The 24,463-nt window shown below is 72.9% G+C and carries 27 protein-coding genes; 8 read left to right on the top strand and 19 right to left on the bottom strand.

Annotation, left to right across the window (positions count from 1 at the left end):
- Positions 1-48 precede the first annotated feature (48 nt).
- The 3 genes from guaB to AB0M97_RS08000 all read right to left on the bottom strand — a co-directional run bounded on the left by guaB (position 49) and on the right by AB0M97_RS08000 (position 3,230).
- Positions 49-1,554 (bottom strand): IMP dehydrogenase, encoded by a 1,506-nt coding sequence (gene guaB / locus AB0M97_RS08010; RefSeq protein ID WP_365959879.1) that lies wholly within the window; start codon positions 1,552-1,554, stop codon positions 49-51.
- Positions 1,555-1,715: 161 nt separating this feature from the next.
- Positions 1,716-2,303: a sigma-70 family RNA polymerase sigma factor gene (locus AB0M97_RS08005; protein WP_365959878.1), complete on the bottom strand. Its 588-nt coding sequence runs from the start codon at positions 2,301-2,303 to the stop codon at positions 1,716-1,718.
- Between the two features lie 315 nt (positions 2,304-2,618).
- Positions 2,619-3,230 (bottom strand): response regulator transcription factor, encoded by a 612-nt coding sequence (locus AB0M97_RS08000; protein ID WP_003948568.1) that lies wholly within the window; start codon positions 3,228-3,230, stop codon positions 2,619-2,621.
- Positions 3,231-3,610: 380 nt separating this feature from the next.
- Here AB0M97_RS08000 and AB0M97_RS07995 point away from each other — a divergent pair, with 380 nt between their 5' ends.
- Complete coding sequence (locus AB0M97_RS07995; protein WP_365959877.1) at positions 3,611-3,943, top strand: WhiB family transcriptional regulator; 333 nt, start codon at positions 3,611-3,613, stop codon at positions 3,941-3,943.
- Positions 3,944-4,054: 111 nt separating this feature from the next.
- On the opposite strand, the gene AB0M97_RS07990 is transcribed toward AB0M97_RS07995, so the two are convergent.
- On the bottom strand, positions 4,055-4,951 hold the full coding sequence (locus AB0M97_RS07990; protein ID WP_365959876.1) for a LysR family transcriptional regulator: 897 nt from the start codon (positions 4,949-4,951) through the stop codon (positions 4,055-4,057).
- A gap of 80 nt (positions 4,952-5,031) precedes the next feature.
- Here AB0M97_RS07990 and AB0M97_RS07985 point away from each other — a divergent pair, with 80 nt between their 5' ends.
- The 3 genes from AB0M97_RS07985 (at position 5,032) to AB0M97_RS07975 (ending at position 7,362) form a co-directional block, all read left to right on the top strand.
- Positions 5,032-5,700: an MOSC domain-containing protein gene (locus tag AB0M97_RS07985; RefSeq protein ID WP_365959875.1), complete on the top strand. Its 669-nt coding sequence runs from the start codon at positions 5,032-5,034 to the stop codon at positions 5,698-5,700.
- 113 nt (positions 5,701-5,813) lie between these two features.
- Positions 5,814-6,587, top strand: a complete 774-nt coding sequence (locus AB0M97_RS07980) for an SDR family oxidoreductase (RefSeq protein ID WP_365959874.1) — start codon at positions 5,814-5,816, stop codon at positions 6,585-6,587.
- 82 nt (positions 6,588-6,669) lie between these two features.
- Positions 6,670-7,362, top strand: coding sequence for an ester cyclase (locus AB0M97_RS07975; RefSeq protein ID WP_365959873.1), 693 nt, complete (start codon positions 6,670-6,672; stop codon positions 7,360-7,362).
- 105 nt (positions 7,363-7,467) lie between these two features.
- Here AB0M97_RS07975 and AB0M97_RS07970 read toward each other — a convergent pair whose 3' ends face one another.
- The 3 genes from AB0M97_RS07970 to AB0M97_RS07960 all read right to left on the bottom strand — a co-directional run bounded on the left by AB0M97_RS07970 (position 7,468) and on the right by AB0M97_RS07960 (position 9,282).
- Positions 7,468-7,878 carry a preprotein translocase subunit TatB gene (locus tag AB0M97_RS07970; protein ID WP_365959872.1) on the bottom strand — a complete coding sequence of 137 codons (411 nt, stop codon included), beginning with the start codon at positions 7,876-7,878 and terminating at the stop codon, positions 7,468-7,470.
- 352 nt (positions 7,879-8,230) lie between these two features.
- Positions 8,231-8,431 carry a DUF397 domain-containing protein gene (locus AB0M97_RS07965; RefSeq protein WP_365959871.1) on the bottom strand — a complete coding sequence of 67 codons (201 nt, stop codon included), beginning with the start codon at positions 8,429-8,431 and terminating at the stop codon, positions 8,231-8,233.
- Complete coding sequence (locus tag AB0M97_RS07960) at positions 8,428-9,282, bottom strand: helix-turn-helix transcriptional regulator (RefSeq protein WP_365959870.1); 855 nt, start codon at positions 9,280-9,282, stop codon at positions 8,428-8,430. Before AB0M97_RS07960 ends, AB0M97_RS07965 begins: the two co-directional genes overlap by 4 nt.
- Before the next feature lie 307 nt (positions 9,283-9,589).
- On the opposite strand from AB0M97_RS07960, the gene AB0M97_RS07955 reads away from it, so the two are divergent.
- Entirely contained in the window at positions 9,590-10,087 is a 498-nt protein-coding gene (locus AB0M97_RS07955) for an ATP-binding protein (RefSeq protein ID WP_365959869.1), read from the top strand.
- A 173-nt stretch (positions 10,088-10,260) separates the two neighbouring features.
- On the opposite strand, the gene groL is transcribed toward AB0M97_RS07955, so the two are convergent.
- The 3 genes from groL to AB0M97_RS07940 all read right to left on the bottom strand — a co-directional run bounded on the left by groL (position 10,261) and on the right by AB0M97_RS07940 (position 13,265).
- Entirely contained in the window at positions 10,261-11,886 is a 1,626-nt protein-coding gene (gene groL, locus AB0M97_RS07950) for a chaperonin GroEL (protein WP_365959868.1), read from the bottom strand.
- 116 nt (positions 11,887-12,002) lie between these two features.
- The gene (gene groES / locus AB0M97_RS07945) at positions 12,003-12,311 is read right to left on the bottom strand and encodes a co-chaperone GroES (RefSeq protein ID WP_014178834.1); all 309 of its coding nucleotides are present in this window, start codon (positions 12,309-12,311) and stop codon (positions 12,003-12,005) included.
- A gap of 225 nt (positions 12,312-12,536) precedes the next feature.
- The gene (locus tag AB0M97_RS07940) at positions 12,537-13,265 is read right to left on the bottom strand and encodes a polysaccharide deacetylase family protein (RefSeq protein WP_365959867.1); all 729 of its coding nucleotides are present in this window, start codon (positions 13,263-13,265) and stop codon (positions 12,537-12,539) included.
- Positions 13,266-13,486: 221 nt separating this feature from the next.
- Between AB0M97_RS07940 and AB0M97_RS07935 the strand changes: the two genes are divergently transcribed.
- A complete protein-coding gene (locus tag AB0M97_RS07935) occupies positions 13,487-14,689 on the top strand; it encodes a methyltransferase domain-containing protein (protein ID WP_365959866.1) in 1,203 nt (400 codons plus the stop codon).
- Positions 14,690-14,823: 134 nt separating this feature from the next.
- On the opposite strand, the gene AB0M97_RS07930 is transcribed toward AB0M97_RS07935, so the two are convergent.
- From AB0M97_RS07930 to tsaB, 5 genes are all read right to left on the bottom strand, one after another.
- The gene (locus AB0M97_RS07930) at positions 14,824-15,873 is read right to left on the bottom strand and encodes a LacI family DNA-binding transcriptional regulator (RefSeq protein WP_365959865.1); all 1,050 of its coding nucleotides are present in this window, start codon (positions 15,871-15,873) and stop codon (positions 14,824-14,826) included.
- Between the two features lie 519 nt (positions 15,874-16,392).
- Entirely contained in the window at positions 16,393-16,650 is a 258-nt protein-coding gene (locus AB0M97_RS07925) for a hypothetical protein (protein WP_365959864.1), read from the bottom strand.
- The gene (gene tsaD / locus AB0M97_RS07920) at positions 16,647-17,732 is read right to left on the bottom strand and encodes a tRNA (adenosine(37)-N6)-threonylcarbamoyltransferase complex transferase subunit TsaD (RefSeq protein ID WP_365959863.1); all 1,086 of its coding nucleotides are present in this window, start codon (positions 17,730-17,732) and stop codon (positions 16,647-16,649) included. The genes AB0M97_RS07925 and tsaD overlap by 4 nt, the downstream gene beginning before the upstream one ends.
- Positions 17,725-18,231, bottom strand: coding sequence for a ribosomal protein S18-alanine N-acetyltransferase (rimI, locus tag AB0M97_RS07915; RefSeq protein WP_365959924.1), 507 nt, complete (start codon positions 18,229-18,231; stop codon positions 17,725-17,727). The genes tsaD and rimI overlap by 8 nt, the downstream gene beginning before the upstream one ends.
- Before the next feature lie 53 nt (positions 18,232-18,284).
- On the bottom strand, positions 18,285-18,938 hold the full coding sequence (gene tsaB, locus AB0M97_RS07910; RefSeq protein WP_365959862.1) for a tRNA (adenosine(37)-N6)-threonylcarbamoyltransferase complex dimerization subunit type 1 TsaB: 654 nt from the start codon (positions 18,936-18,938) through the stop codon (positions 18,285-18,287).
- A 156-nt stretch (positions 18,939-19,094) separates the two neighbouring features.
- On the opposite strand from tsaB, the gene AB0M97_RS07905 reads away from it, so the two are divergent.
- Together AB0M97_RS07905 and AB0M97_RS07900 are read left to right on the top strand one after the other, a co-directional pair.
- Positions 19,095-19,646, top strand: a complete 552-nt coding sequence (locus tag AB0M97_RS07905) for a hypothetical protein (protein WP_365959861.1) — start codon at positions 19,095-19,097, stop codon at positions 19,644-19,646.
- A gap of 240 nt (positions 19,647-19,886) precedes the next feature.
- Positions 19,887-20,078: a hypothetical protein gene (locus AB0M97_RS07900; protein ID WP_365959928.1), complete on the top strand. Its 192-nt coding sequence runs from the start codon at positions 19,887-19,889 to the stop codon at positions 20,076-20,078.
- Positions 20,079-20,105: 27 nt separating this feature from the next.
- Here the strand turns inward: AB0M97_RS07900 and tsaE are convergent, their stop codons facing one another.
- The 4 genes from tsaE to AB0M97_RS07880 form a co-directional block, all read right to left on the bottom strand.
- Positions 20,106-20,618 carry a tRNA (adenosine(37)-N6)-threonylcarbamoyltransferase complex ATPase subunit type 1 TsaE gene (gene tsaE, locus AB0M97_RS07895; protein ID WP_365959860.1) on the bottom strand — a complete coding sequence of 171 codons (513 nt, stop codon included), beginning with the start codon at positions 20,616-20,618 and terminating at the stop codon, positions 20,106-20,108.
- Complete coding sequence (locus AB0M97_RS07890; RefSeq protein WP_365959859.1) at positions 20,584-21,858, bottom strand: alpha/beta hydrolase; 1,275 nt, start codon at positions 21,856-21,858, stop codon at positions 20,584-20,586. Before AB0M97_RS07890 ends, tsaE begins: the two co-directional genes overlap by 35 nt.
- Positions 21,859-21,955: 97 nt before the next feature.
- Complete coding sequence (gene alr, locus AB0M97_RS07885; RefSeq protein ID WP_365959857.1) at positions 21,956-23,185, bottom strand: alanine racemase; 1,230 nt, start codon at positions 23,183-23,185, stop codon at positions 21,956-21,958.
- Positions 23,186-23,257: 72 nt separating this feature from the next.
- Entirely contained in the window at positions 23,258-24,157 is a 900-nt protein-coding gene (locus AB0M97_RS07880) for a L,D-transpeptidase (RefSeq protein WP_365959856.1), read from the bottom strand.
- Positions 24,158-24,463: the final 306 nt, after the last annotated feature.

Here is a 24,463-nt window from a genome sequence, read left to right as displayed (position 1 = left end):
GGTGGGCGGCCCGGGATTTCCCGGGCCGCCCTCCCTGAAACGTGCGTGTCATCGCTTGGCGCTGTAGTTCGGCGCCTCGACCGTCATCTGGATGTCGTGCGGGTGGCTCTCCTTCAGGCCCGCCGAGGTGATCCGGACGAAGCGGCCCTTGGACTCCATCTCGTCGATGGTGGCGGCGCCCACGTACCCCATGGTCTGGCGCAGGCCGCCGACGAGCTGGTGCAGCACGTTGGACAGCGGGCCGCGGTAGGGCACCTGGCCCTCGACGCCCTCGGGGACGAGCTTGTCGTCGGAGGAGACCTCGGCCTGGAAGTAGCGGTCCTTGGAGTACGACCTGCCCTGGCCGCGGGACTGCATGGCGCCGAGCGAGCCCATGCCGCGGTACGACTTGAACTGCTTGCCGTTGATGAACAGCAGCTCGCCCGGCGACTCCTCGCAGCCGGCGAGGAGGCTGCCCAGCATCACCGCGTCGGCGCCCGCGGCGAGCGCCTTGCCGATGTCGCCGGAGTACTGCAGGCCGCCGTCGCCGATCAGCGGGATGCCCGCGGGACGGGCCGCGAGGGAGGCCTCGTAGATGGCGGTGACCTGCGGGACGCCGATGCCGGCGACCACGCGGGTGGTGCAGATCGAGCCGGGGCCCACGCCGACCTTGATGCCGTCGACGCCGGCGTCGATGAGGGCCTGGGCGCCGTCGCGGGTGGCGACGTTGCCGCCGATCACGTCGACGCCCACGCTGGACTTGATCTTCGCCATCCAGCTGAGGGCGTTGCTGTTGTGGCCGTGCGAGGTGTCGACGACCAGGAAGTCCACCCCGGCGGCGGCGAGTGCCTGGGCGCGCTCCAGCGCCTCGGGGCTGGCGCCCACGGCGGCGCCGACGAGCAGCCGGCCCTCGGCGTCCTTGGTGGAGTTGGGGTACTTCTCGGCCTTGACGAAGTCCTTGACCGTGATCAGGCCCTTGAGGACCCCCGCGTCGTCGACCAGCGGCAGCTTCTCGATCTTGTGGCGGCGCAGCAGCTCCATGGCCTCCGGACCGGAGATGCCGACCTTGCCGGTGACCAGCGGCATCGGGGTCATGACCTCGCGCACCCGGCGGCTGCGGTCGGTCTCGAAGGCCATGTCGCGGTTGGTGACGATGCCGAGGAGCTTGCCGGCCGGGTCGGTGACCGGGACGCCGCTGATGCGGAATTTGGCACACAGCGCGTCGGCCTCGGCGAGCGTGGCGTCCGGGTGGACGGTGATCGGGTCGGTGACCATCCCGGACTCCGACCGCTTCACCAGGTCGACCTGGTTGACCTGGTCCTCGATGGACAGGTTGCGGTGCAGGACGCCGACGCCGCCGAGACGGGCCATCGCGATCGCCATGCGCGACTCGGTGACCTTGTCCATGGCGGCGGACAGCAGGGGGATGTTGACCCGGACGTTGCGGGAGATGCGGGACGAGGTGTCGACCGCGTTGGGGAGCACCTCGGACGCTCCCGGCAGCAGCAGCACGTCGTCGTAGGTCAGCCCGAGTGTCGCGAATTTTCCGGGCACTCCGTCGACGTTGGCAGTCATGACACCTTCCCCAAATGGCCTTGATCGGTGCGGATGTCCATGCTAACGGGAAGCGGACGTGTCTGATTCCACGATCACGAGGGCATGGGGGCTTCGTGGTTTCGTACGGACCCGGCGCCCTTCCGGTGCACGGGAGCCGAACGCCCGTTCGCGTGAAGGCGTTACTGCTCGGCCAGCGCCCGCAGCCGGCTCAGCGCCCGGTGCTGGGCGACACGCACGGCGCCGGGTGACATTCCCAACATCTGACCGGTCTCCTCGGCGGTGAGGCCCACCGCGATCCGCAGCAGCAGCAGCTCGCGCTGGTTCTCGGGGAGGTTGGCCAGGAGTTTCTTGGCCCATTCGGCGTCACTGCTGAGCAGGGCGCGCTCCTCCGGGCCGAGCGAGTCGTCGGGCCGCTCGGGCATCTCGTCGGAGGGCACGGCCGTGGAGCCGGGGTGGCGCATCGCGGCCCGCTGCAGGTCGGCGACCTTGTGGGCAGCGATGGCGAAGATGAACGCCTCGAAGGGGCGCCCGGTGTCCTTGTAGCGCGGCAGGGCGAGCAGGACCGCCACGCAGACCTCCTGGGCGAGGTCCTCCACGAAGTGCCGGGCGTCGCCCGGGAGCCGCGAGAGCCGCGTGCGGCAGTAGCGCAGGGCGAGGGGGTGGACATGGGCGAGCAGGTCGTGCGTGGCCTGCTCGTCCCCGTCGACGGCGCGATGGACGAGCGCACCGATCGCCCCTTGGGCAGTGGCCGCATCGTCCTCGCGCATCGGTCCATGGTGCCCTGCGCCCGTCCGATCCGCGGCACTGCGCCCGTTGTTGTGCACCGAAGCGTTATGAGCAGGTGCGCCGGAACTCATCCCCTGCGCCCTCCCCTTCCGCTCGACCGACTCGTCCCCGAGAGACTCCACACCTCAAGGATGCGGCATCCGCGGCGAAACGAGCAGCGGGCACCCGGCGGGCCGTCCTGCCACCCCCGCCCACCTCGCGGTAGGCGGGGATTGCGCTGCCCGCGCCGGGCGGGCACGGCGTCGCGTGGCGGGCGGGGGTCCGTCGACGCGGCCTGGGACACACAGGGGGGTGGCCTAGCGGACCAGGCCCCACCGGAAACCGAGCGCCACGGCGTGTGCCCGGTCCGAGGCGCCGAGCTTCTTGAACAGCCGTCGGGCGTGCGTCTTGACGGTGTCCTCGGAGAGGAACAGCTCGCGGCCGATCTCGGCGTTGGAGCGGCCGTGGCTCATGCCTTCGAGCACCTGGATCTCACGGGCGGTGAGCGTGGGCGCGGCGCCCATCTCGGCCGACCGCAGCCGGCGCGGCGCGAGCCGCCAGGTCGGGTCGGCGAGGGCCTGCGTCACGGTGGCCCGCAGCTCCGCGCGGGAGGCGTCCTTGTGCAGGTAGCCCCGGGCGCCGGCGGCGACGGCGAGCGCCACGCCGTCCAGGTCCTCGGCGACCGTGAGCATGATGATGCGGGCACCGGGGTCGGCGGACAGCAGCCGCCGGACGGTCTCGACGCCGCCCAGTCCGGGCATGCGTACGTCCATCAGGATGAGGTCCGAGCGGTCGGCGCCCCAGCGGCGGAGGACTTCCTCGCCGTTGGCCGCAGTCGTCACCCGCTCGACGCCGGGCACGGTCGCGACCGCGCGGCGCAGCGCCTCTCGGGCAAGCGGGGAGTCGTCGCAGACGAGGACGGATGTCATGGCCGCCCTCCGCAGCTGATGCACGTCACCTTGAGCCTCCAGGCTGGTACGAATCGTCACCTGTGCGGTCGACCGCCTCGGACGTCCGTCCGAGCGCTTGTTGCTTCAACCGCCTCCGCCCTCTCAACGACGGTCACTCGAAAGAGTTACGGGGCCGTGTGCCATCTTCGGCACTCTACGTGAGGGGACGGACACGGTGCAGACATGCACAGCAGACCCTCAATTTTTCATCACAACCTATGCCCCATTCAGACCCTTTTCTTCCCTCTTGCTGGTGTCTGCGGCTAGATTCGCAATGAGTCATATTTTCATCTTGTTAGATCGTAGTTGTACGGTCGTGGACACCGGATCCGCCCATAACGGCTACAAGGGGTCACGCAATGGCAGATTTCTCCCGCCTTCCCGGACCGAACGCGGACCTGTGGGACTGGCAGCTCCTGGCTGCCTGCCGCGGGGTGGACAGCTCCCTCTTCTTCCATCCCGAGGGAGAGCGCGGTGCGGCGCGAAGTGCTCGTGAGAACTCCGCCAAAGAGGTCTGCATGAGGTGCCCGGTCCGCGCCCAGTGCGCGGCGCACGCGCTGGCGGTACGCGAGCCGTACGGGGTCTGGGGCGGACTGACGGAGGACGAGCGCGAGGAACTCATGGGGCGGGCGCGCAACCGGCTGGTGTCGTCGACGTCGACACCGGGCGGGGGCCACGCCCCGCAGGACTGAAGGGCAGTCAGAAAGAACGTTTCTGCACGGATGGGCACGCGTTGCGTGCCCCTTGGTTTTCTCCCGGTGCCTTCCGCGGAGCCCTGCCGGCCTCGGGGCGGTTCCCTGCGGTTACCGGGCGGCGGCCCGCGCCAGTTCGTCCAGCGTGGCCGCCACGGCCGGCACCTGCGCCAGGTCGGGCAGCGTGAGCGCGACGATCTCGCGGCGCACCGCCGGCTCCAGCGTCACCGTGCGCGCGCCCCGCGGCCGTACGGACTCGACCGCGAGCTGGGGCAGGACGGCCACGCCGAGGCCCGCGCCCACCAGGCCGACCACCGCCGGGTAGTCGTCGGTGGCGAAGTCGATGCGGGGCGTGAAGCCGGCGCCCTCGCACACCTCGACGAGCTGGCCGCGGCAGCGCGGGCAGCCCGCGATCCACGACTCCCCGGCGAGTTCCCCGATGGCGACGGTCCGGGCACGCGCGAGGCGGTGCCGTTCGGGCACGAGCGCGACCAGCCGGTCGGTCAGCAGCGGCCGTACGACGAGGTCGTCCCACTCCTCGGCGCCCGCCGCGCCCTCGTAGCGGAAGGCGAGGGCGAGGTCGCAGTCGCCCTCCCGGAGCAGTTCGACGGACCTCGGCGGCTCGGCCTCCTCCAGGGAGACCCGGGTGCCGGGGTGCGCGGCGCGCAGGGCGGCGAGGGCGGTCGGCACGAGGGTGGAGCTGCCACTGGGGAAGGACACCAGCCGGACCCGGCCGGCGCGCAGTCCGGCGATCGCGGCGACCTCCTCCTCGGCGGCGGTGAGCCCGGCGAGAATGCCGGCGGCGTGCCGTACGAGGGCCTCGCCGGCCTGGGTGAGCCGCATGGCGCGTCCGCTGCGGACCAGCAGGGGTGTGCCGACGGAGGTCTCCAGGGCCTTGATCTGCTGGCTGACGGCGGGCTGGGTGCAGCCCAGCTCGCGCCCCGCCGCCGAGAAGGAGCCGGTGGTGGCCACGGCGCGCAGAACGCGGAGATGACGGGCTTCGATCACGCTTCGAGGATAAGCGAGTCTTTGGTCCGACGCCGAATAATGCGTCGACGCTTTGGATGCCGTTCGCCTACCGTGCCGCCATGAAGCTTCTGTCTGTGAATCTGGGCCGCCCGGTGGCCGTGCCCTACACGGATCAGCCAGAAGGGCTGACCGGCATCGACAAGCGGCCGGCCGACGGGCCGGTGAAGGTGGCGGCGCCCGGGCCGAAGGGGACCGGCGCGAGCGGGCTGGCCGGGGACGCGGTGTGCGACACCCGCCATCACGGCGGAGACGACCAGGCGGTGTACGCGGTGGCGCGCGAGGACCTGGACGAGTGGGAGCGCGCGCTGGGGCGCACGCTGGTCAACGGCGCGTTCGGCGAGAACCTCACCACCGAGGGCCTGGACGTGTCGGGGGCGCGGATAGGCGAGCGGTGGCGGATCGGGCCGGACGTCGTGCTGGAGGTGACCAGCGGGCGGATTCCCTGCCGGACCTTCCAGGGCCATCTGGGTGAGGAGCGCTGGGTGCGGCGGTTCACGGAGAGGGGCGCGCCGGGGGCGTATCTGCGGGTGGTCGAGCCCGGGGAGGTCTGCGCGGGCGATGCCGTGGAAGTGGTGCACCGGCCGGACCACGACGTGACGGTGGCCGTGGAGTTCCGCGCGCTGACCACCGAACGGACGCTGCTGCCGCGCCTTCTCGCGGCGGGCCCGGCCCTGCACCCGGAGGCGCTGGCGGCGGCGCGGAAGTACGTGGCGCGGCAGGGCGGTTGACGCCCGGCGGGCAGGACGGCCGGGTCCGCGCCCGCTGTTCGCCCGGGCTTCACCGAGCGGGAGGAAACGTGCAGGAAACGGGTCCGCGCGGTACGGGTCACTAATCTTGCGCCATGACAACGGCATTGATTACGGGATCGACGGCGGGCATCGGCGCGGCGTTCGCGCGGCGGCTGGCGGCCGACGGGCACAACCTGGTCCTGGTGGCGCGGGACACCAAGCGCCTGCGGGAACAGGCCACCGAACTGCACGACCGGCACGGTGTCGAGGCCGAGGTCCGCACCGCCGACCTGGCCACGGACGACGGCATCGAGGCGGTCGCCGCCCGCCTCGGGGACCGCAGGAACCCCGTCGACCTGCTGATCAACAACGCCGGCTTCGGCCACAAGGGCCGCTATCTCGACGTGCCCCTGGCCGACGAGCTGAAGATGCTCAAGGTGCACTGCGAGGCGGTGCTGCGGCTGACGTCGGCGGCGACGGAGGCGATGCGGGAGCGGGGCCGCGGCGGCGTCGTCAACGTCGCCTCGGTGGCGGCGTTCGTGCCGCGCGGGACGTACGGCGCGTCGAAGGCGTGGGTCGTGCAGTTCACGCAGGGCGCGGCGCGCGACCTGACCGGCAGCGGCGTACGGCTGATGGCGCTGTGCCCCGGTTTCGTGCGGACGGAGTTCCACGCGCGGGCCGGGATGGGCACGGACAACATCCCGGGCTGGATGTGGCTGGACGCGGACAAGCTGGTCGCGGCGGCGCTGGACGACCTGGCGCGCGGCAAGTCGCTGTCCATTCCGGACCCGCGGTACAAGGCGCTGATGGGGCTCGTGAAGGTGGTGCCGCGGGGCATGCTGGGCGGGCTGACCTCGCGGACGGGGCGGAAGTACGGGCCGCGGTAGGGGCGCTGCCGGTGCGAGAATGGGGTGGACCGGCCGGCCCTGCGGGACCGGGGAAATCCAGGGGGGCCGGGAGGCGGACCCCATGACGTTCGTACAGCTCATCGACTGCAGGACCAGCCGGTTCGACGAGGTGAACCGGCTGATGGACGAGTGGGTCGAGCAGACCCGGGGCAGGCGCACGGCGACGCACAGCGTGATCGGCAGGGACCTGTCCGACGAGGCACACTTCGTGGAGATCGTGGAGTTCCCCTCGTACGAGGAGGCGATGCGGAACTCGACCCTGCCGGAGACCGAGCGGGTCTTCCGGGAGATGGTGGCGCTGTGCGACGGGATGCCGACGTTCACCGATCTCGACGTGGTGCGCGACGAGCAGCTCAACGAGGCCGCCGCGCGGGCCTTCTTCGAGGACCTGGGCCGCGTCGAGCCGGACGCGCTCGCGGCGCACCTCACGGACGACTACCGGGACCACGATCCGGCCAATCCGGGTGACGTGGAGGGCCTGGCCCGGATGCGGGAGGAGTACGCGGGCCGGCGCGCGGCCTTCACGTTCGCGTTCCGCGTCGACGACCAGCTCGCCGAGGGGGACCGGGTGTGCACGCGCTGGACGTGGACCGGCCGCCACACCGGCGACTTCGTGGGCATCCCCGCCACCGGCCAGGACGTCACCATGACGGGCATGACGTGGCACCGCTTCCGGGACGGGCGGATCTGCGAGGGCTGGTGGCAGTACGACCGGGTGGGGCTGATGGCGCAGTTGGGGGTGCTGGAGGGCTGAGCTCTTCGCGCGATGTGCGGCGTGGCGCCGGCCCAGCCGCACGAGCGGCCCGGCCGACGCCACGGGAGTGCTGTGCCCGGGGGCCTCAGGGCCCCGGGCGGCGGATCAGACGCAGACGCTGACAGCGCAGACGTTGACCTTGATCGGCAGGACAGCGATGCCGAACTTCGTCAGGTAGGTGTTGACGACCGCGGTCTCCAGCGCGGCGACCTGAACGGTGACGGGGGCGTTGATGTTGTTGTCGGCGACCTTCACGAGAGCGATCTCCAGGTCGGAGAGCTGCGTGTCGTTGAGGACGTTGATGTCGCCGATGTTCACCGTCGTGCCGTTGAGCACGTTGTTGACGGTGATCAGGCCGGAACAGATGACCGAGTGGTCCGGGCCGCCGCCCTGGTTGCTGCACGTGTAGTCGCGCGGGCTGGTGGAGCTGTGCTGCTGCGCGACCGCCGGGGTGACAGCTGCGGCGGTGAGGGCCGCGGTGGCGCCGAGGGCGGCAGCGAAACGAGCAAGCTTCACAGTCGTCTCCTTCATGTCAGCCACCGGCCTGTGCCGGTGGCGGATGTGGTGTGCGGGACACAGGAAGTCTCGACTGGTCACTCCCCGTACCCAAGGGGAAATCCAGCGTGACCGACGCTTGTCGTGTCACTGACACGCGTCAGGCGCGAAGGCGCGCAGATGAGCGCGTGAAACGGGACGCACGCCCCGCCGAGTGGGTGTACGGCGCGTCTCAGCCGCGCTGACCGGGCCGGACGAGAAGTCCCAGCCCAGGTGCCTCCCTCACCGGCACATCCGCGCCACGTTTCTCTGTTCAACCACGGCTGAAAAGGGCGGTGGAAGCCCGATCGGCTCCCACCGCCCTTCGATCACGTCAGTCGCGCGCGGCCATCCGCACGAACGCCGACCACTGCCCTGCGGGGACGCTCAGGACCGCTGCGTCCGGCTGCTTCGAGTCGCGGACCAGTACGGCAGAGCCGGTAGCGGCGGCCTCGACGCACTGACCGCCGTCTCCAGCGCTGTAGCTGCTCTTCACCCAGGTCAGCTCAGCTGCCTGATCGTCGTTGGCCTTCACAAATCTCCCAAGAGCTTCTCGATCCAGGCCAGCGATTCCCTGGGGGTCACCGCTTGTGCTCGCAGGACTCCGTACGTGGACTCGAACCCCTGGACCTTCGCTGGCTCCGTATGCAGGGTGCTGTTGCTCTGCACCTCCGTGTACGCCATCCTCCGCTGTTGCTGCGTAAGGATCAATGTGAACGGCCCTGCCACACCAGCGTGTTCATCGCGTCCGGTCGGCATCACCTGTAGCTCTACGTTGCGTTCGTGCCCGACGAGCAACAGGTGCTCCAGCTGGGCTCGCATGACCTCTGGCCCACCAAGGGGCCTCCGCAGAACGCTCTCCTCGATCACAAAGCTCAGCAGCGGCTTGGGACGTCGCGCCAGCAGCTTCTGACGGTCCAGACGTGCCGACAGCCGTTGCTCGATGGTCTCCGTGTCCAGCAGTGGCCGCCACATGCCGAAAACCGCGCGTGCGTACTCCTCGCATTGCAACAGGCCGTTGACGAGGTGAGCGTCGTAGGCATGCAGTTCGGCGGCATTGGCTTCCAGGGCCGCAAAGGCACGGAAGAAGCCCGGATACCGCGCCTTCGCCACCTCCCCCTTCATCGCCATCAGCACCCCCCGCGCCCCCACCTCCCGGTCCACCGCGTCCACCAGTTCCGGCCGGGGGATGCGGCGTCCCTGTTCCACCGCCGCGATCAGTGCCTCGGTGTAGCCGACCCGCTCGGCCAACTGCGCCTGCGTCAGCCCCGCGGCCTCCCGCAGCAGCTTCATCTGGCGCCCGAAACAGCGCAGGAACTCCCCGTTCGAGTCCGCGCCCACGCCCGTGCTCTCCACACCCGCACCCGAATCCGCGCCCGGCACCATCTCGTTCGCTCCCTCAGCACGCCCAGCCCACGTCACCCGTGCTCGCACGGTAGGACGCACAGCGGCCAACCACACCGCGCATCAGGCAAGTTGAGGCGTACGAGTGAACGCCCTCCGCGAAAGCTTTCTTCACTCAGCGCGTCCAGCCCCCTCGCTGTCAGGGACCCCCGCACCGCGCGCGGCCTGCACCCGCCTGCCCAGAGGCCGCCCCGACAGGTCCTACAGCGTCGTCCGCCGCCCCGACAGACGACCTCCGTGGGGGCATCGATCCTGGTGAACGGGGGTGTGGGCGCGGGATCTTCGGGGCATGACCAGTTCCCCCCGCCACGCGCGGCGGCCCGCGCTGCCGCCTCCGCTCGCCGATCAGACGGTGTTCTCGTTCCGCTTCACCGCGTCCCCGCGCGGCGCCCGGCTCGCCCGCAGGCTCGCCTCCTGCCAGATGGACGCCTGGGGCTGGAGTCCCGGCACCCCCGCCCACGACGCCGTGGAGCTGATCGTCGCGGAGCTGGCCGCCAACGCCGTGACGCACGGGCGGGTGCCCGGCCGGGACGCCCAGCTCCGTCTCGTCCGGCTCGACGGCGCCGGACGGGTCCGCGTCGAGGTCAGCGACGTACGCGGCGAACGGCTGCCGTGCCCCGTCCGGGGCGGTCGGCCCGACGACGACGGCGGACGCGGCCTCGCGCTCGTCACGGCCCTCGCCGAGGACTGGGGCGTCGCGCCGCGACCCGGTGCGCCCGGGAAGACCGTGTGGGCCGTGGTGCGGACCGGGGCCCCCGTGCGGTTCGCGGCCCGGCACGACGGCTGACGGCTGACGGTTCTGACGGCTCGCCGTTCACGGCCGGCGGCGGGGGCCGGCCCGTCGGCGGCAGGCCGTCTGCCCGGTGAACGCCCGAGGGCCCGGCCCTCCGTGACGGAGGGCCGGGCCCCGGGGACGCCGCACGGCGTCGTTCCACTCAAGCCGCCGTGTGCGGCCCTCGCTCAGTGCGAGTGACCGTGGCTGTGGCCGCCGGCGGCCGGCTCCTCTTCTTCCTTCTTCTCGACGACCAGGGTCTCGGTCGTCAGGAGGAGGGAGGCGATGGAGGCGGCGTTCTCCAGGGCGGAGCGGGTGACCTTGACCGGGTCGATGACACCGGCCTTGATCAGGTCGCCGTACTCGCCGGTCGCGGCGTTGAAGCCCTGGCCCTTGTCGAGCTCGGCGACCTTGGAGGTGATGACGTAGCCCTCCAGGCCGGCGTTCTCGGCGATCCAGCGCAGCGGCTCGACGGCGGCGCGGCGCACGACCGCGACACCGGTGGCCTCGTCGCCGGTCTTGCCGAGGTTGCCCTCCAGGACCTTCACGGCGTGGACGAGCGCGGAACCGCCACCGGAGACGATGCCCTCCTCGACCGCGGCGCGGGTCGCGGAGATGGCGTCCTCCAGACGGTGCTTGCGCTCCTTCAGCTCCACCTCGGTGGCGGCGCCGACCTTGATCACGCACACGCCGCCGGCCAGCTTCGCGAGGCGCTCCTGGAGCTTCTCGCGGTCCCAGTCGGAGTCGGTGTTCTCGATCTCGGCCTTGATCTGGGCGACGCGGCCCTGCAGGTCCTCGGCCTTGCCGGCACCCTCGACGATCGTGGTGTCGTCCTTGGTGACGGTGACGCGGCGGGCGGAGCCGAGGACGTCCAGGCCGACCTGGTCGAGCTTGAGGCCGACCTCCTCGGAGATGACCGTGGCGCCGGTGAGGACGGCCATGTCCTGCAGCATCGCCTTGCGGCGGTCGCCGAAGCCGGGGGCCTTCACGGCGACGGCGTTGAAGGTGCCGCGGATCTTGTTCACGACCAGGGTCGACAGGGCCTCGCCCTCGACGTCCTCGGCGATGATCAGCAGCGGCTTGGAGGCGTTGGCCTGGATGACCTTCTCCAGCAGCGGCAGGAGGTCCGCGATGGCGGAGATCTTGCCCTGGTGGATCAGGATGTACGGGTCGTCGAGGACGGCCTCCATGCGCTCCTGGTCCGTCACGAAGTACGGCGACAGGTAGCCCTTGTCGAAGGCCATGCCCTCGGTGAAGTCCAGCTCCAGACCGAAGGTGTTGGACTCCTCGACGGTGATGACACCGTCCTTGCCGACCTTGTCCATCGCCTCGGCGATCAGCTCGCCGACCTGCTGGTCCTGGGCGGACAGCGCGGCGACGGCGGCGATGTCGGACTTCTCGTCGATCGGGCGGGCGGTCGCGAGCAGGTCCTCGGAGACGGCGGCGACGGCCGCGTCGATGCCCTTCTTCAGGGCGGCCGGGGAGGCGCCGGCGGCGACGTTGCGCAGGCCCTCGCGGACGAGCGCCTGGGCCAGCACGGTCGCGGTGGTCGTGCCGTCACCCGCGATGTCGTTGGTCTTGGTCGCCACCTCCTTGACCAGCTGGGCGCCGAGGTTCTCGTACGGGTCCTCGATCTCGACCTCGCGGGCGATGGTGACGCCGTCGTTGGTGATGGTGGGGGCGCCGAACTTCTTGTCGATGACGACGTTGCGGCCCTTGGGGCCGATCGTCACCTTCACCGTGTCGGCGAGCTTGTTGACGCCGCGCTCGAGGGCGCGACGGGCGTCCTCGTCGAACTTCAGGATCTTCGCCATGGGAGCGTGAGCCCTCTCGGAAATCTGGGTGAAAGTACTGCGCCCCGGGCGCCCGGCTTCTTAGGTCGCGGGGCCAGGGGCGCAGTTCTGGTCAAACGGTGCTGCTTCGAGGTGACTTACTTCTCGATGATCGCGAGCACGTCGCGGGCCGAGAGGACGAGGTACTCCTCGCCGTTGTACTTCACCTCGGTCCCGCCGTACTTGCTGTAGAGAACGACATCGCCGACGGATACGTCGAGCGGAAGACGGTTGCCGTCCTCGAAGCGGCCCGGGCCCACGGCCAGGACGACGCCCTCCTGGGGCTTCTCCTTGGCGGTGTCCGGAATGACCAGGCCAGAGGCCGTGGTCTGCTCGGCGTCGAGCGGCTGGACCACAATGCGGTCCTCGAGCGGCTTGATGGCAACCTTGGAGCTGGCGGTCGTCACGATCCGACCTCCCCCTTCGGAGATCTCACGGGGTTAACTGTCTGAGGTGGCGACCAGGTCGATCCGTCGTCGCGGGTGCCGGACCTGCCCGTCGCGTTGTTGGCACTCTCCTGGGGGGAGTGCCAGAGCCGAGACTATGACCGCGGTTAGCACTCGGTCAAGCGGAGTGCCAATTGCGCGCGGCGCGGCGGGGGGATTCCCGGTGATCGACCGAGTTCGCGGCCTTCAGTTCCCAGGAGTGGGCTGGAGGTAGTCCTCCAGGCGGCCCACCCGCAGGCCCCGCTTCTCGATCGTCTCCAGGAGGCGGGCCGTGCGGGTGTGCAGCGGCAGGGCCGGGCCTTCCGCGGACGGGACGGAGACGATGTCGCCGGGGGCGAGGCGCGGGACGCCTCCGGTGAAGGTCAGTCCGGCGCCGGCGGTCAGGGTCGCCCGCCACAGGACCAGGGCGCGGATGCCGCAGGTCGACGCCGCTTGGCGGGTGACCGTGTCGTAGCGGCCGTGGGGCGGGCGGAACAGGTGGGGGCGGATGCCGAAACGGGACGTGAGTTTGTGCTGCTGGCCGCAGATCTCCGCGCGCTGCCCCGCGTACGGCAGGCCGCGCAGGGCCAGGTGGTCCAGGGTGTGGTTCTGGATGCTCGCGCCGACCGCGCGCAGCCGGGCGAAGTGCGCGTAGCCCGGGCCGACGACGCTGTCCGTGAGGAACAGGGTGACCGGCAGACGGCGCTCGCGTACGAGGCCGATGAAGGCCGGGTCGCGTCCGGCGCCGTCGTCGTAGGTCAGGAAGACCACCCGGTCGCGGGTGGGGACCCGCGTGACGACCGGCGGGAGGGCGGCGGGGGGCGCCGCGGGGCGTGCGAGGGCGTGCGGGGCGCGGTCCGTGGACTTGCCGCCCGAGGAGTCCGGGGCGGGCGCGCAGCCCGTGAGCAGCAGTGCCGTCAGTGCGGCCGTGGTCATCAGGTGGCGGCGCCCTGTCACCGGGCGCCCTCCGGCCCGGCCGCTCCCGGCTGCGGCGGCACGGCGGTGCCACCACGGAACCGTGCCCGCCGAACAACCCGGCCATTGTCGTTTTGTCCTACTCCCCGCATGGGGCCGGATCCTCCCAGGCAGCTGCCCGGAATCCGGCCCGACACCGCCGCCCGGGGCACACCGTCCACCGACTGGCCCACAATGACCCGGTGAACGACCTCGCCCCCCTCCTGACCCCCGAAGGCCGCGCCCTCCTCGAGGAGGTCCGCGGCACCGCCCCCGCCGAGGAACTCGCCGTCGCCACCCGGCTGCGCCGCGAGCACCCGGCCGAGCTGGTGTCGGCGGCGCTCGGCCAGGCCCGGCTGCGGCAGCGGGCGGTGGCGAAGTTCGGCGCCGAGGACGCCGGGCGGATGTTCTTCACACCGAACGGGGTCGAGCAGTCGACGCGGGCGAGTGTCGCGGCGTACCGGGCGCGCAGGCTCCGGGAACTGGGCGTCACCTCGGTCGCCGACCTGTGCTGCGGCATCGGCGGCGACGCGATCGCCATGGCGCGGGCCGGCATCCGCGTCCTCGCCGTGGACCGCGACCCGCTGACGGCAGCGGTGGCGCGGGCCAACGCCGACGCGCTGGGGCTCGCGGAGCTGATCGAGGTGCGGGAGGCGGACGTCACGGAGGTGGACACCGCAGGCTGGGACGCCGTCTTCGTCGACCCGGCGCGGCGCGGCGGCCGGGGCCGCGTCTTCGACCCCGAGGCGTACTCCCCGCCCCTGTCCTGGGCGGTCCGGGCGGCCGGCACGGCACCGCACGCGGCCCTGAAGGTGGCCCCCGGCATCCCGCACGAGGCGGTGCCCGCGGCGGCCGAGGCCGAGTGGATCTCCGACGGCGGGGACGTGAAGGAGGCGGTGCTGTGGTTCGGGACCGCGCCGGGCGCCGTACGCGCGACCCTGCTGCCGGGGCCGCGCACCCTGCTCTCCCGCGGCCTGCCCGACCCCGCCGTCCGCCCCGTCGGCCGCTACCTCTACGAGCCCGACGGCGCCGTCATCCGCGCCCACCTGGTCGCCGAGGCCGCCGAACAGCTCGACGGCGGACTGCTCGACCCGACCATCGCGTACATCACCTCGGACACGCTGCGGCCGACGCCGTACGCCACCGCCTACGAGATCACCGACCGGCTCCCGTTCAACGTCAAGAAGCTGAAGGCCCTGCTGCGGGAGCGGCAGGTCGGCGTCCTGACCGTGAAGAAGCGCGGCTCGGCCGTCGAACCGGAGGAACTGCGCCGCAAGGTCGGACCGCGGGGCCCGCACGCGGCGACGGTGTTCCTGACCAGGGTCGCGGGAGCGCCCACCATGCTGATCGGACACCCCGCGCAGGACGCCCGGCCGGACCGCTCCCCCCGAATCCCCGGTTCCTGACCTCCCGTCGTTCCGGCAGGGCGAACCGCTTTTCGGCCCCTGTGTCGCCCACCGGGATCTCTTCGGGTGATGTCTCCGGTCCTGCCCTCCGGCCGTGTCCGAAAGTTTCGGCCGCGCGCCGGCCCACCCCCGCCCTACTCCCCCGGTGCCGCCGTACTGCTGCGCACCACCAGGCTGGTGGCCAGTTCCACCCGGGTCGCGGCCGGGATTCCCTCCTCACGGCCGAGGTCGAGCAGGAGCTTGGCCGCGGCCTCCGCCATCTCCGTCAGCGGCTGGCGCACGGTCGTCAGCGGCGGCCCGACCCAGCGCGCCACCGGCAGGTCGTCGAAACCGACCACGCTGAGGTCCTCGGGGATCCGGAGCCCCAGCTCGCGCGCCGCCTCGTACAGCCCGAGCGCCTGGAGGTCGTTGCCGGCGAAGACGGCGGTGGGCCGGTCGGGGCGGCGCAGCAGGGCGAGGCCCTGGCGGTAGCCCGCGTCGTGGTGGAAGTCGCCGGCCCGGATCAGGTCGGGGTCCACCGGCAGCCCGGCGGTCTCCAGGGCGGCCCGGTAGCCGTCGACGCGGGCGCGGCTGCACATCATGCGGGACGGGCCGCTGATCGCGCCTATGCGGGTGTGGCCGAGATCGATCAGGTGGCGGGTGGCGGCGAGGCCGCCCTGCCAGTTGGTGGCGCCGATCGACGGCACGTCCGCGCCCGGGTCGCCGGCCGGGTCCATCACCACGAACGGGATGGAGCGGCTGGTGAGCAGCGCGCGCTGCGACCCGTCGAGGTCGGACAGCACCAGGATGACGCCGTGCGGGCGGCGGGCGGCGACCTGGTCGGCCCAGCTGCGGCCCGGCGTGAGCCGCCCCGCGCTCTCGGAGAGCACGACGCTCAGCCCGGCGTCGCGGGCCACGTTCTCCACGCCGCGGATGACCTCCATCGCCCAGGCGCTCTCCAGCTCGTGGAAGACCAGGTCGATGAGGGGCGAGCGGCTCGCCTCGGCGCGGCGCCGCCGGTAGCCGTGGGTGCGCAGCAACTGCTCCACGCGGGCCCGGGTCCCCGGGGCCACGTCGGCCCGGCCGTTGAGCACCTTCGAAACAGTCGGTGCCGACACACCGGCCTCGCGGGCGATCTCGGCGAGGGTCGCGGTCTGCGCGGACCGCCCTCGCGTCCGGGTTTCTGCGGGCTGCGGTGTTGTCATGGCGGCGATCGTAACCCCGCAGGACCTCTGGACGAAGACCTTGCTCCGGCACCCCCTCCCGGAACATTCGCACTTGTCTGCGAAAGATTCGCCCGAGGGCCCGGGAGCCGTCCCCGGAGTTCACCCGCAGTTCAGGACACGGGGATCCCGGCCCCCGACTGGGAGTGGCGGGCCGTCGGTGGAAGCGCCGGCTTCCTCGTCCTGTGGACCTCGCTCACGGCGACCCGCGTCAGGGGAATCGGCAGCCACCGGGAATTCGAGGAGGCCGTCCCCCTGGAGAAGACCGGTCAGGTGCCGTACGCCGACGTCCCGCTCCGCCGGGACAACCCGGTCAGCGGAGGGCTCCTCTCTTCTACGTGATGCTCACGCTCCCGGTGGCCCTCCTGTGGGAGCCGTGGGTGATCGCCGTCTGCCCGGGCTCGGCGATGGTCTGGCTGGGCGACGCCGCCGTCGCCGCGCGCTGGGAACGCCGGCACGGCCTCCTCCTGTGGCGCAAGGGCAGCCCGTGGGATCTGTCGGTCAGTCCGCGCCCAGCGACTCGAACCGCCACCGGTGCACGGTCCGGGTCACCAACTCCCCCGGAGGCTCCGGAAGTTCCGGGAGAACCGCGTCGTACCGAGCCTCCCACCACGTGACGACCAGCACCCGGTCCTGAGGGGCGCGGAAGGTCTCCCGGCGCAGGGGCCGCGCCGGGAGTTCCTGGGCGCGCGCCCAGGCGAGCAGGTCCGCGCCCCGGCCGTCAGCCGCCCGCGCCTCCCACATCAGCGCGACCGTCATGGGTGGAGGTTCCCCCCGCCGGCCTCGTGGGAGTGGGAGTGGCCCGGCACGTGCGGGTCCGTCACCGGCAGGGAGGAGTCCGCGGACAGGTCCCAGCTCGACGGCGTACGGTTCCTGGCCACCATCTCCGCGCCGAGCGCGGCCACCATCGCGCCGTTGTCCGTGCACAGCTTGGGACGCGGCACGCGCAGCCTGATGCCGGCCGCCTCGCAACGCTCCTGGGCCAGCGCCCGCAGCCGGGAGTTGGCCGCCACGCCGCCGCCGATCATCAGGTGGTCGACGCCCTCGTCCTGGCAGGCCCGGACCGCCTTGCGGGTCAGCACGTCCACGACCGCCTCCTGGAAGGACGCCGCCACGTCACGCACCGGCACCTCCTCCCCCGCCGCCCGCTTCGCCTCGATCCAGCGGGCGACCGCCGTCTTCAGCCCCGAGAAGGAGAAGTCGTACGCCGGGTCGCGCGGCCCTGTCAGGCCGCGCGGGAACGCGATCGCGTCCGGGTCGCCCTCGCGCGCGTACCGGTCGATGACGGGGCCGCCGGGGAAGCCGAGGTTCAGCACGCGGGCGATCTTGTCGAAGGCCTCGCCGGCCGCGTCGTCGATCGTCGCGCCCATCGGGCGGACGTCCGAGGTGATGTCCGAGGACAGCAGCAGCGAGGAGTGCCCGCCGGACACCAGCAGCGCCATCGTCGGCTCCGGCAGCCTGCCGTGCTCCAGCTGGTCCACGCAGATGTGCGAGGCGAGGTGGTTGACGCCGTAGAGCGGCTTGCCGAGCGCGTAGGCGTACGCCTTCGCCGCCGACACGCCGACCAGCAGCGCGCCCGCCAGGCCGGGGCCCGCGGTCACCGCGATGCCGTCCAGGTCCCGCGCGCTCACCCCGGCCTCCTCCAGCGCGCGGTCGATGGTCGGGACCATCGCCTCCAGGTGGGCGCGCGAGGCGACCTCCGGTACGACACCGCCGAAGCGGGCGTGCTCGTCGACGCTGGAGGCGACCGCGTCGGCGAGCAGGGTGGTGCCGCGGACGATGCCGACGCCGGTCTCGTCGCAGGAGGTCTCGATCCCCAGTACCAGGGGTTCGTCAGTCATGGATCTCGGTTCCTTGTACGGAGGGTGAGGGGGCGTGTGTGGCGCTGCCGCCGTCGGAGGCCGTGGTCGTCAGTCGCATCACCAGGGCGTCGACGTTGCCCGGCTGGTAGTAGCCGCGCCGGAAACCGATGGCCTCGAAGCCGAAGCGCTCGTACAGCTTCTGCGCGCGGACGTTGTCCACGCGGCACTCCAGCATCACCTCGGCGCACTCGAAGGCGGTCGCGGCCTTCAGCAGCTCGGTCAGCAGCCGGGAGCCGAGTCCGGTGCCCCACTGGTCGCGGGCCACGGCGATGGTCTGCACGTCGGCGAAGTCGCCGGCGGAGGCCAGGCCCGCGTAGCCGACGATCCGGCCGTCCGCCTCGGCGACCAGGTAGCGCCGGGTCGCCCCGGGGCCGCGCGCGTGCGCCAGCTCGGACCAGAACATGCCGCGCGACCAGGCGTCCTCGGGGAAGAGGGCGCGTTCCAGTTCCAGCACCGGGTCGATGTCCCACCAGCGCATCTCGCGCAGCACGGGAGCCGCCGGCGCGCCCTCGGGTGCGGTCGTCCGTCCCGTCACTTCGGGGTGACCACCTTGTAGTTCCTGGGGACCTGGGCGTCGGGGCGGCGCAGGTACAGCGGCCGGGGGGCCGGCAGTTCCTCGCCGCGGGCCAGCCTCCCGGCGGCGAGGCGGGCGAGGGCGGCGGCCGACACGTGCTCGGGCTCGTGGACCTGCTCGAAGGTGTCCGGGTACAGCAGGGCGCCCGCGCCGACCGCGGGCAGGCCCTTGACCTGCCCGGCGATGTCGGCGGGCCGGTCGACGGCCGGGTCGGTGACGCGGGTGCGGGAGTCGGCGTAGCGCGCCCAGTAGACCTCCTTGCGGCGGGCGTCCGTCGCCACGACGAAGGGGCCGGGCAGGTCGGCCGCGTACGCGAGGCCGTCCAGGGTGCACACGCCGTGCACGGGCACGCCGAGCGCGAGCCCGAAGGTGTCCGCGGTCATCAGGCCGACGCGCAGCCCGGTGTACGGGCCCGGGCCGATGCCGACGACGATGCCGGTGACGTCGCCGAGCGCGAGGCCGGCGCCGGCGAGCACGCGGTCGACGGCCGGGAGCAGCAGCTCGCCGTGCCGGCGGGCGTCCACCTGGCTGGACGAGGCGATGACGTCCGTGCCGTCGTGCAGCGCGACGGTCACGGCGGGAGTTGCGGTATCGAGAGCGAGCAAGAGCACGCAAACAGCCTACGGCTCCGGCGCCGCCCGCACCGTCGCCCCGGCCCGGACGGCCACCTCCTGCTACCGTCGCCACGGAGCGCGACGGTCCGTTCACCGTGCGCGAACAGGTGGGTGCAGGCGGCTCCGGGCGACGTACGGCAGAGGTGGACGACGGTGGCAGGCAGCAGCTCGGCAATCGTGGCCGGACTCACCGCGGCGGCCCTGGCGACGGCGGGTTTCCTCGCGTACCAGGCCGCGGCGACCGCGCCCGCGGAGTTCGGCAGGCCGCGGGCGACCGCCTCGCCGGAGGTGGCGATCAGCAAGATGCCCCGGGACAGGCGGCACCCCACCGCGCTGCCGACCGGTTCCGGGAAGGGCGTCCGGGTCGTGTACTCGCTCGACGACGACCGGGTGTGGCTGGTCGGCGAGGGCGACAAGGTCCAGCGCTCGTTCGAGGTCAGCCCCGGCGCGGTCGATCCGCCGCCCGGCAGCTACACCGTCACGTCCCGGTCGAACTCGGTGCGCGGCTCGGACGGCGTCCCCGTCGAGCACGTCGTCCGGTTCGCCAGTGTGGACGGCGTGGCCGTCGGCTTCAGCGCGGCGGTGGACGGCTCGGTGCGGGCCGACCCGCGGAAGAAGACGGGCGGCATCCGGGAGACCCGCGCGGACGGCGCCGCGATGTGGACGTTCGCGACGATCGGGCGGAAGGTCGTCGTGATCCGCTAGGCCGGTCCGCGCGCACGCCGTGCCCTGCCGGGTGTCTCCTGGCGGCGGGTTGCCGGGACGGTGACCGGCGGTCCGCGGGGCGTGCCGGCACGCAGGCGTACCGGCACGTACGCGCCCCGACACGTACCGACACGGTGTCGGGAAATTCTTGCGCTGGGCGTCCCGGGCGTGGTCACATGGTATCCCGCTCGTGGTTAGGTCTACCTAACTACCTCCGCCCCCGGCCCTCAGGAGGCGTCCGTGCCCACGTCACAGACCGCGTCACCGACCACGCCGCAGCCGCCGACGGCCGCCGGAGTGTCCATGCGTGACCTGCTGGCGTCGTGCGCCGCGGCGCGGGCGGTGTCCACGCCGCCCCGGGCCCCGGAGCCGGCCGAGGCCCGCCCGTCGCGCCGCCCCCGACCGGCACTCGGCCACCGCGAAGCCGCCTAGGCCGCCCGCAAGGTGCCGCCCGGCCGGTCAGGCCGCCAGTACGCTCAGGTCGGCCGTCGCCCAGCGCGCCCCGAGGCCGGTCAGCGTCACGTGCCGCACCTCGTCGGTCGTGTCGCCGACGGCGCGGTGGATGACGACCTGCAGCCGGTCCTCGGTCAGCTCCTCCACCTTGCCCTCGCCCCACTCGACGACGATCACCGACTCCGGCAGCGACACGTCGAGGTCGAGGTCCTCCATCTCGTCCAGGCCGCCGGACAGCCGGTAGGCGTCGACGTGCACCAGGGGCGGGCCCTCGCCGAGCGGCGGGTGCACGCGCGCGATGACGAACGTCGGCGACGTGACCGCGCCGCGCACGCCCAGGCCCTCGCCGAGCCCCCGGGTCAGTGTGGTCTTGCCCGCGCCCAGTTCCCCCGAGAGCATCACGAGGTCACCGGCGCGCAGCAGCTCGGCGAGCCTGCGGCCCAGGTCCTTCATCTGCTCGGGCGAGGTGATCGTCAGCCGGGTGTCAGCCGGGTTGTGCGGTGCTGCTGGTGCTTCCATAGCCACCCACGGTAGCTCCTGCGGGCACCGCGCCCACGCGCGTGAGCAGGTCGGCGAGGCGGTCCGTGACCACGTCCGGGTGCTCCAGCATCACCAGGTGCCCGGCGTCCGGTACGAGGACCAGTTCCGCGTCCGGGAGCAGACCGGCGATGACCTCGCTGTGCTCGCTCGGCGTGACGAGATCGCCGACGCCGGCCAGCACCAGCACCGGTGTCTCCCGGAGGTGGGCGAGCGCCTCCGTCTTGTCGTGGTCGGTGAACGCCGGATAGAACTCGGCGACCACGTCGATCGGCGTGCTCTCGATCATCCGCTCGGCGAACCGGGCGACGGCGGGGTCGACGTCCCGCGAGGAGAACGAGTACCGCTTGATGACCCCGGCGAACAGGTCGGCCGTCGCCCGGCGCCCCTTCTCCACCAGCTCGGCCCGCTGACCGAGCACCTTCAGCACTCCGGGCAGCACCCGCCGCACCACGTTGACCCCCGCCACCGGCAGCCCGAAGTTGACCTCGCCGAGCCGCCCCGACGACGTGCCGACCAGGACCGTGCCGACGACGCGCTCACGGATCAGCTCGGGGTACTGGTCGGCCAGCGCCATCACGGTCATGCCGCCCATCGAGTGGCCGACCAGCACGAGCGGCCCCTCGGGCGCGGCGGCGTCGATCACGGCCTTCAGGTCGCGGCCGAGCTGCTCGATGGTGATCGGCGCGCCGTCCCGCAGCTGGGCCGCGCCCCGCGCGGAGCGGCCGTGGCTGCGCTGGTCCCAGTACACGGTGCGGACGACACCGCGCAGCGCGGCGCGCTGGAAGTGCCAGGAGTCCTGGTTGAGGCAGTAGCCGTGGCTGAACACCACGGTGACGGGCGCGGGCGCCTTGCGGCCGAACAGGCGCCTGCGGCGCGGCCCGGTCGCGCCCGCGGCCTCCGGGTCCACCTCGTCGACCTCGTAGTACAGCTCGGTGCCGTCGTCGGCGTGCGCCGTGCCGGGCATGCCGCGCAGCCCGCCGTACGGGCCCGCCGAGTCGAGCGCCAGCCGGGCCTTCTGGCGCATGCCGCGGCCGACGGTGAGCCGCTCTATGGCGACGCCGGCCGCCGCGCCCGCCGCGACGACGCCCAGCGCGGCACCCGCGATGCCGGCCCGGCGCCAGGTGCCCGCCACTCCACCGACAGCGGCGGCGCCGCGGGCCGCCGACGCGGCGGCAGCGGTGGCGGCGCCCGCCACCACCTCCGCACTGCTCTCGGTCACGAACCCCTCCTCGTCGCCCCCGTCACGGGCCCGCCGCCCGCCCGTGCCTGCGCACCCGCCCCGGTGGCCGCCGCCCGGTCCACCCTCCGGCGGGGCGTCACCCCTCCTGCGCTTCCACTGCCTCGATCTCTTCGGTCTTCCCGTTGTCGTCTTCCCGGTTGTCCTCCTCGTTCACATAGACGCGCGGCACACGCCATCCGATCCGGGTGACGATCTCGTACGCGATGGTCCCCGCGGCCTGCGCCCAGTCCTCCGCGGTGGGCTCGCCGCGGTCGCCGGGGCCGAACAGCACCGCTTCGGCGCCGGGCGCCGGCTCGTCCCCGCCGAGGTCCACGACGAACTGGTCCATCGCCACGCGCCCCGCGACCGTACGCCACTTGCCGTCCACCAGGACCGGGCCGGCCGACGACGCGTGCCGCGGGATGCCGTCCGCGTACCCCACGGGCACGAGGCCGAGGGTGGTGGCGCCGGGGGTCGTGTAGTGGTGTCCGTAGCTCACGCCGTGGCCGCCCGGCACATGCTTGACCAGGGCCAGCGAGGCCGACAGCGTCATCACGGGGCGCAGCCCGAAGTCGGCCGGGGTGCCGATCTCGGGGCTCGGCGAGATGCCGTAGAGCGCGATTCCGGTCCGTACGAGGTCGAAGTGGGCCTCGGGGAGCGTGAGCGTGGCGGGCGAGTTGGCGATGTGCCGCACCTCGGGGCGGGCGCCGCGCGCCTCGGCGTGCGCCAGCATCTCGCGGAAGCGGGTGAGCTGCGCGGCGACGGAGGGGTGGCCCGGCTCGTCGGCACAGGCGAAGTGGGACCACAGGCCGGTGACGCGCAGCAGGCCGTCGGCCTCGGCGCGCAGCGCCCCGTCGACCAGCTCGGGCCAGTCGCCGGGCGGGCAGCCGTTGCGTCCCAGGCCCGTGTCGGCCTTGAGCTGCACGCGCGCGGGTCGGCCCGCCCGGCGGGCGGCCTCGGTGACCTCGCGCAGCGCCCACATGCCGCCGACCGACACGTCGAGGCCGGCCTCGATCGCCTCGCGCCAGGGCCCGCCCGGCGTCCACAGCCAGCACAGGATCCGGACGTCCGGCGGCAGACTGCCGGAGCGGCGCAGCGCGAGCGCCTCCTCGGGCGTCGCCGTGCCGAGCCAGGTGGCGCCCGCGGCGACGGCCGCGCGGGCGCAGGGCACCGCGCCGTGGCCGTACGCCTCGGACTTGACCACGGCCATGAGGGCGGCCCCGGGGGCCTTGGCGCGCAGCGCGCGCACGTTGGCCCGCAGGGCGGCCAGATCGATCTCGGCGCGGGCGCGCAGGGGTGCGGTCCGCGGGCTGGCTGTCTCAGTCATCGCGCCCAGTGTCTCAGAGGGGTCCGACATCCCCTCCGGGCCGGGCAGCCCGCCCCTCGCCGCCTTCCCGGGTCAGGTCCCCGGCTTGCGCCCCCACACGTACACCCGGTCGCCCCTGCGCAGCAGGCTCCACAGCCCGCGCGCGTCCCTGACCCGCAGGTTGACGCACCCCCGGGAGCCGGGCCGGGCGTGGACGCTGCCGTAGATGCCGTGGAAGGCCTGGCCGCCGTTGAAGAACTGCGCGTACGGCATCGGCGTGTGGTACAGCGTCGACCAGTGGTTCTTGTGCCGCCAGTAGATCCGGTGCCAGCCGGTCCTGGTGCGGTACCCGGCCCGCCCGCTGCGGATCGGCACGGGCCCGTACAGCACCCTCCGGCCCTGCTGCACCCAGGTCAGCTGCCGGCTGAGATCGACGCAGGCGACCCGGTACGCGCGGACCGGACATCTGCGCGCGGCGTTGGGGTTGCGCTGCGCGGAGACGAACCGCATCCGCGCCCAGGTGACGGCACCGGCGTACCCGACGGCGGGCCTGATGCCCTGCCACAGCTGGAACGCGCGGATGGCCCGGCAGTCGGCGGGAGACTGCCGGCCGTCGGCCCGCCGGCCCAGCCACCGCTCGGCCTGCCGCTGGTACGGCCCGGTACGCCGCGTGCAGCCCGCGCGCAGGTCCGCCCCGCCGGGCGCGACGTGCTCGACGAGGTCGTACGTCCCCTCCGCCGCGTCCGGCGGCTCCACGGCGTCCTCGGCCGCGCTCGGCGTGTACACCTCCGGCGCCAGCGCCTGGTCGGGCGTGTCCACCGCCCCCGGCCGAAACGGCCCCGGCTCGTCCGTCCCACCCGCCTGCCGCCCCTCGGGCCCGGCCCCGGGCGGCACGGGAGCCCCGGGCGCCCCCGCAGCGGCGTCGACGGGCAGAACCACCACAAGGGCAAGCAGCACCGCGACACCCCGACGCACCACACGTCTGCTGATCATGCGATCAGAGAAGCGCGGGGCGGGGGGAGGATGGGGGCGGCGCGCTGGGGGGTCACTCGGACGTATGGGGGGTGGGGCTTGGTGGGGGCGGCGGGGGCGCGGCTTGACCGGGGCGCGTTGAGGCGAGGGCCTTGGAAGAGCGAGGGTGCGGCTTGACCGGGCGAAGCCGCAGTCCCGACCATGCGGGGCGCGCTCCTGGCCGGGCGGGGTCGCAGCTTGGCTACGGCTTCCTCTTGGCCGAGTGAGTCGGGTGGGTGGGTGGGAAAGGCAGACCCGCGCCGAGCCGACCGCACCTCTCAGGCACCG

Origin of the sequence: Streptomyces sp. NPDC051207 (genome assembly GCF_040682395.1) — a bacterium.
Classification (GTDB): Bacteria; Actinomycetota; Actinomycetes; order Streptomycetales; family Streptomycetaceae; genus Streptomyces.
Note: the sequence above shows the minus strand (reverse complement) of the source record. Positions and strands in the feature narration are given on the sequence as shown.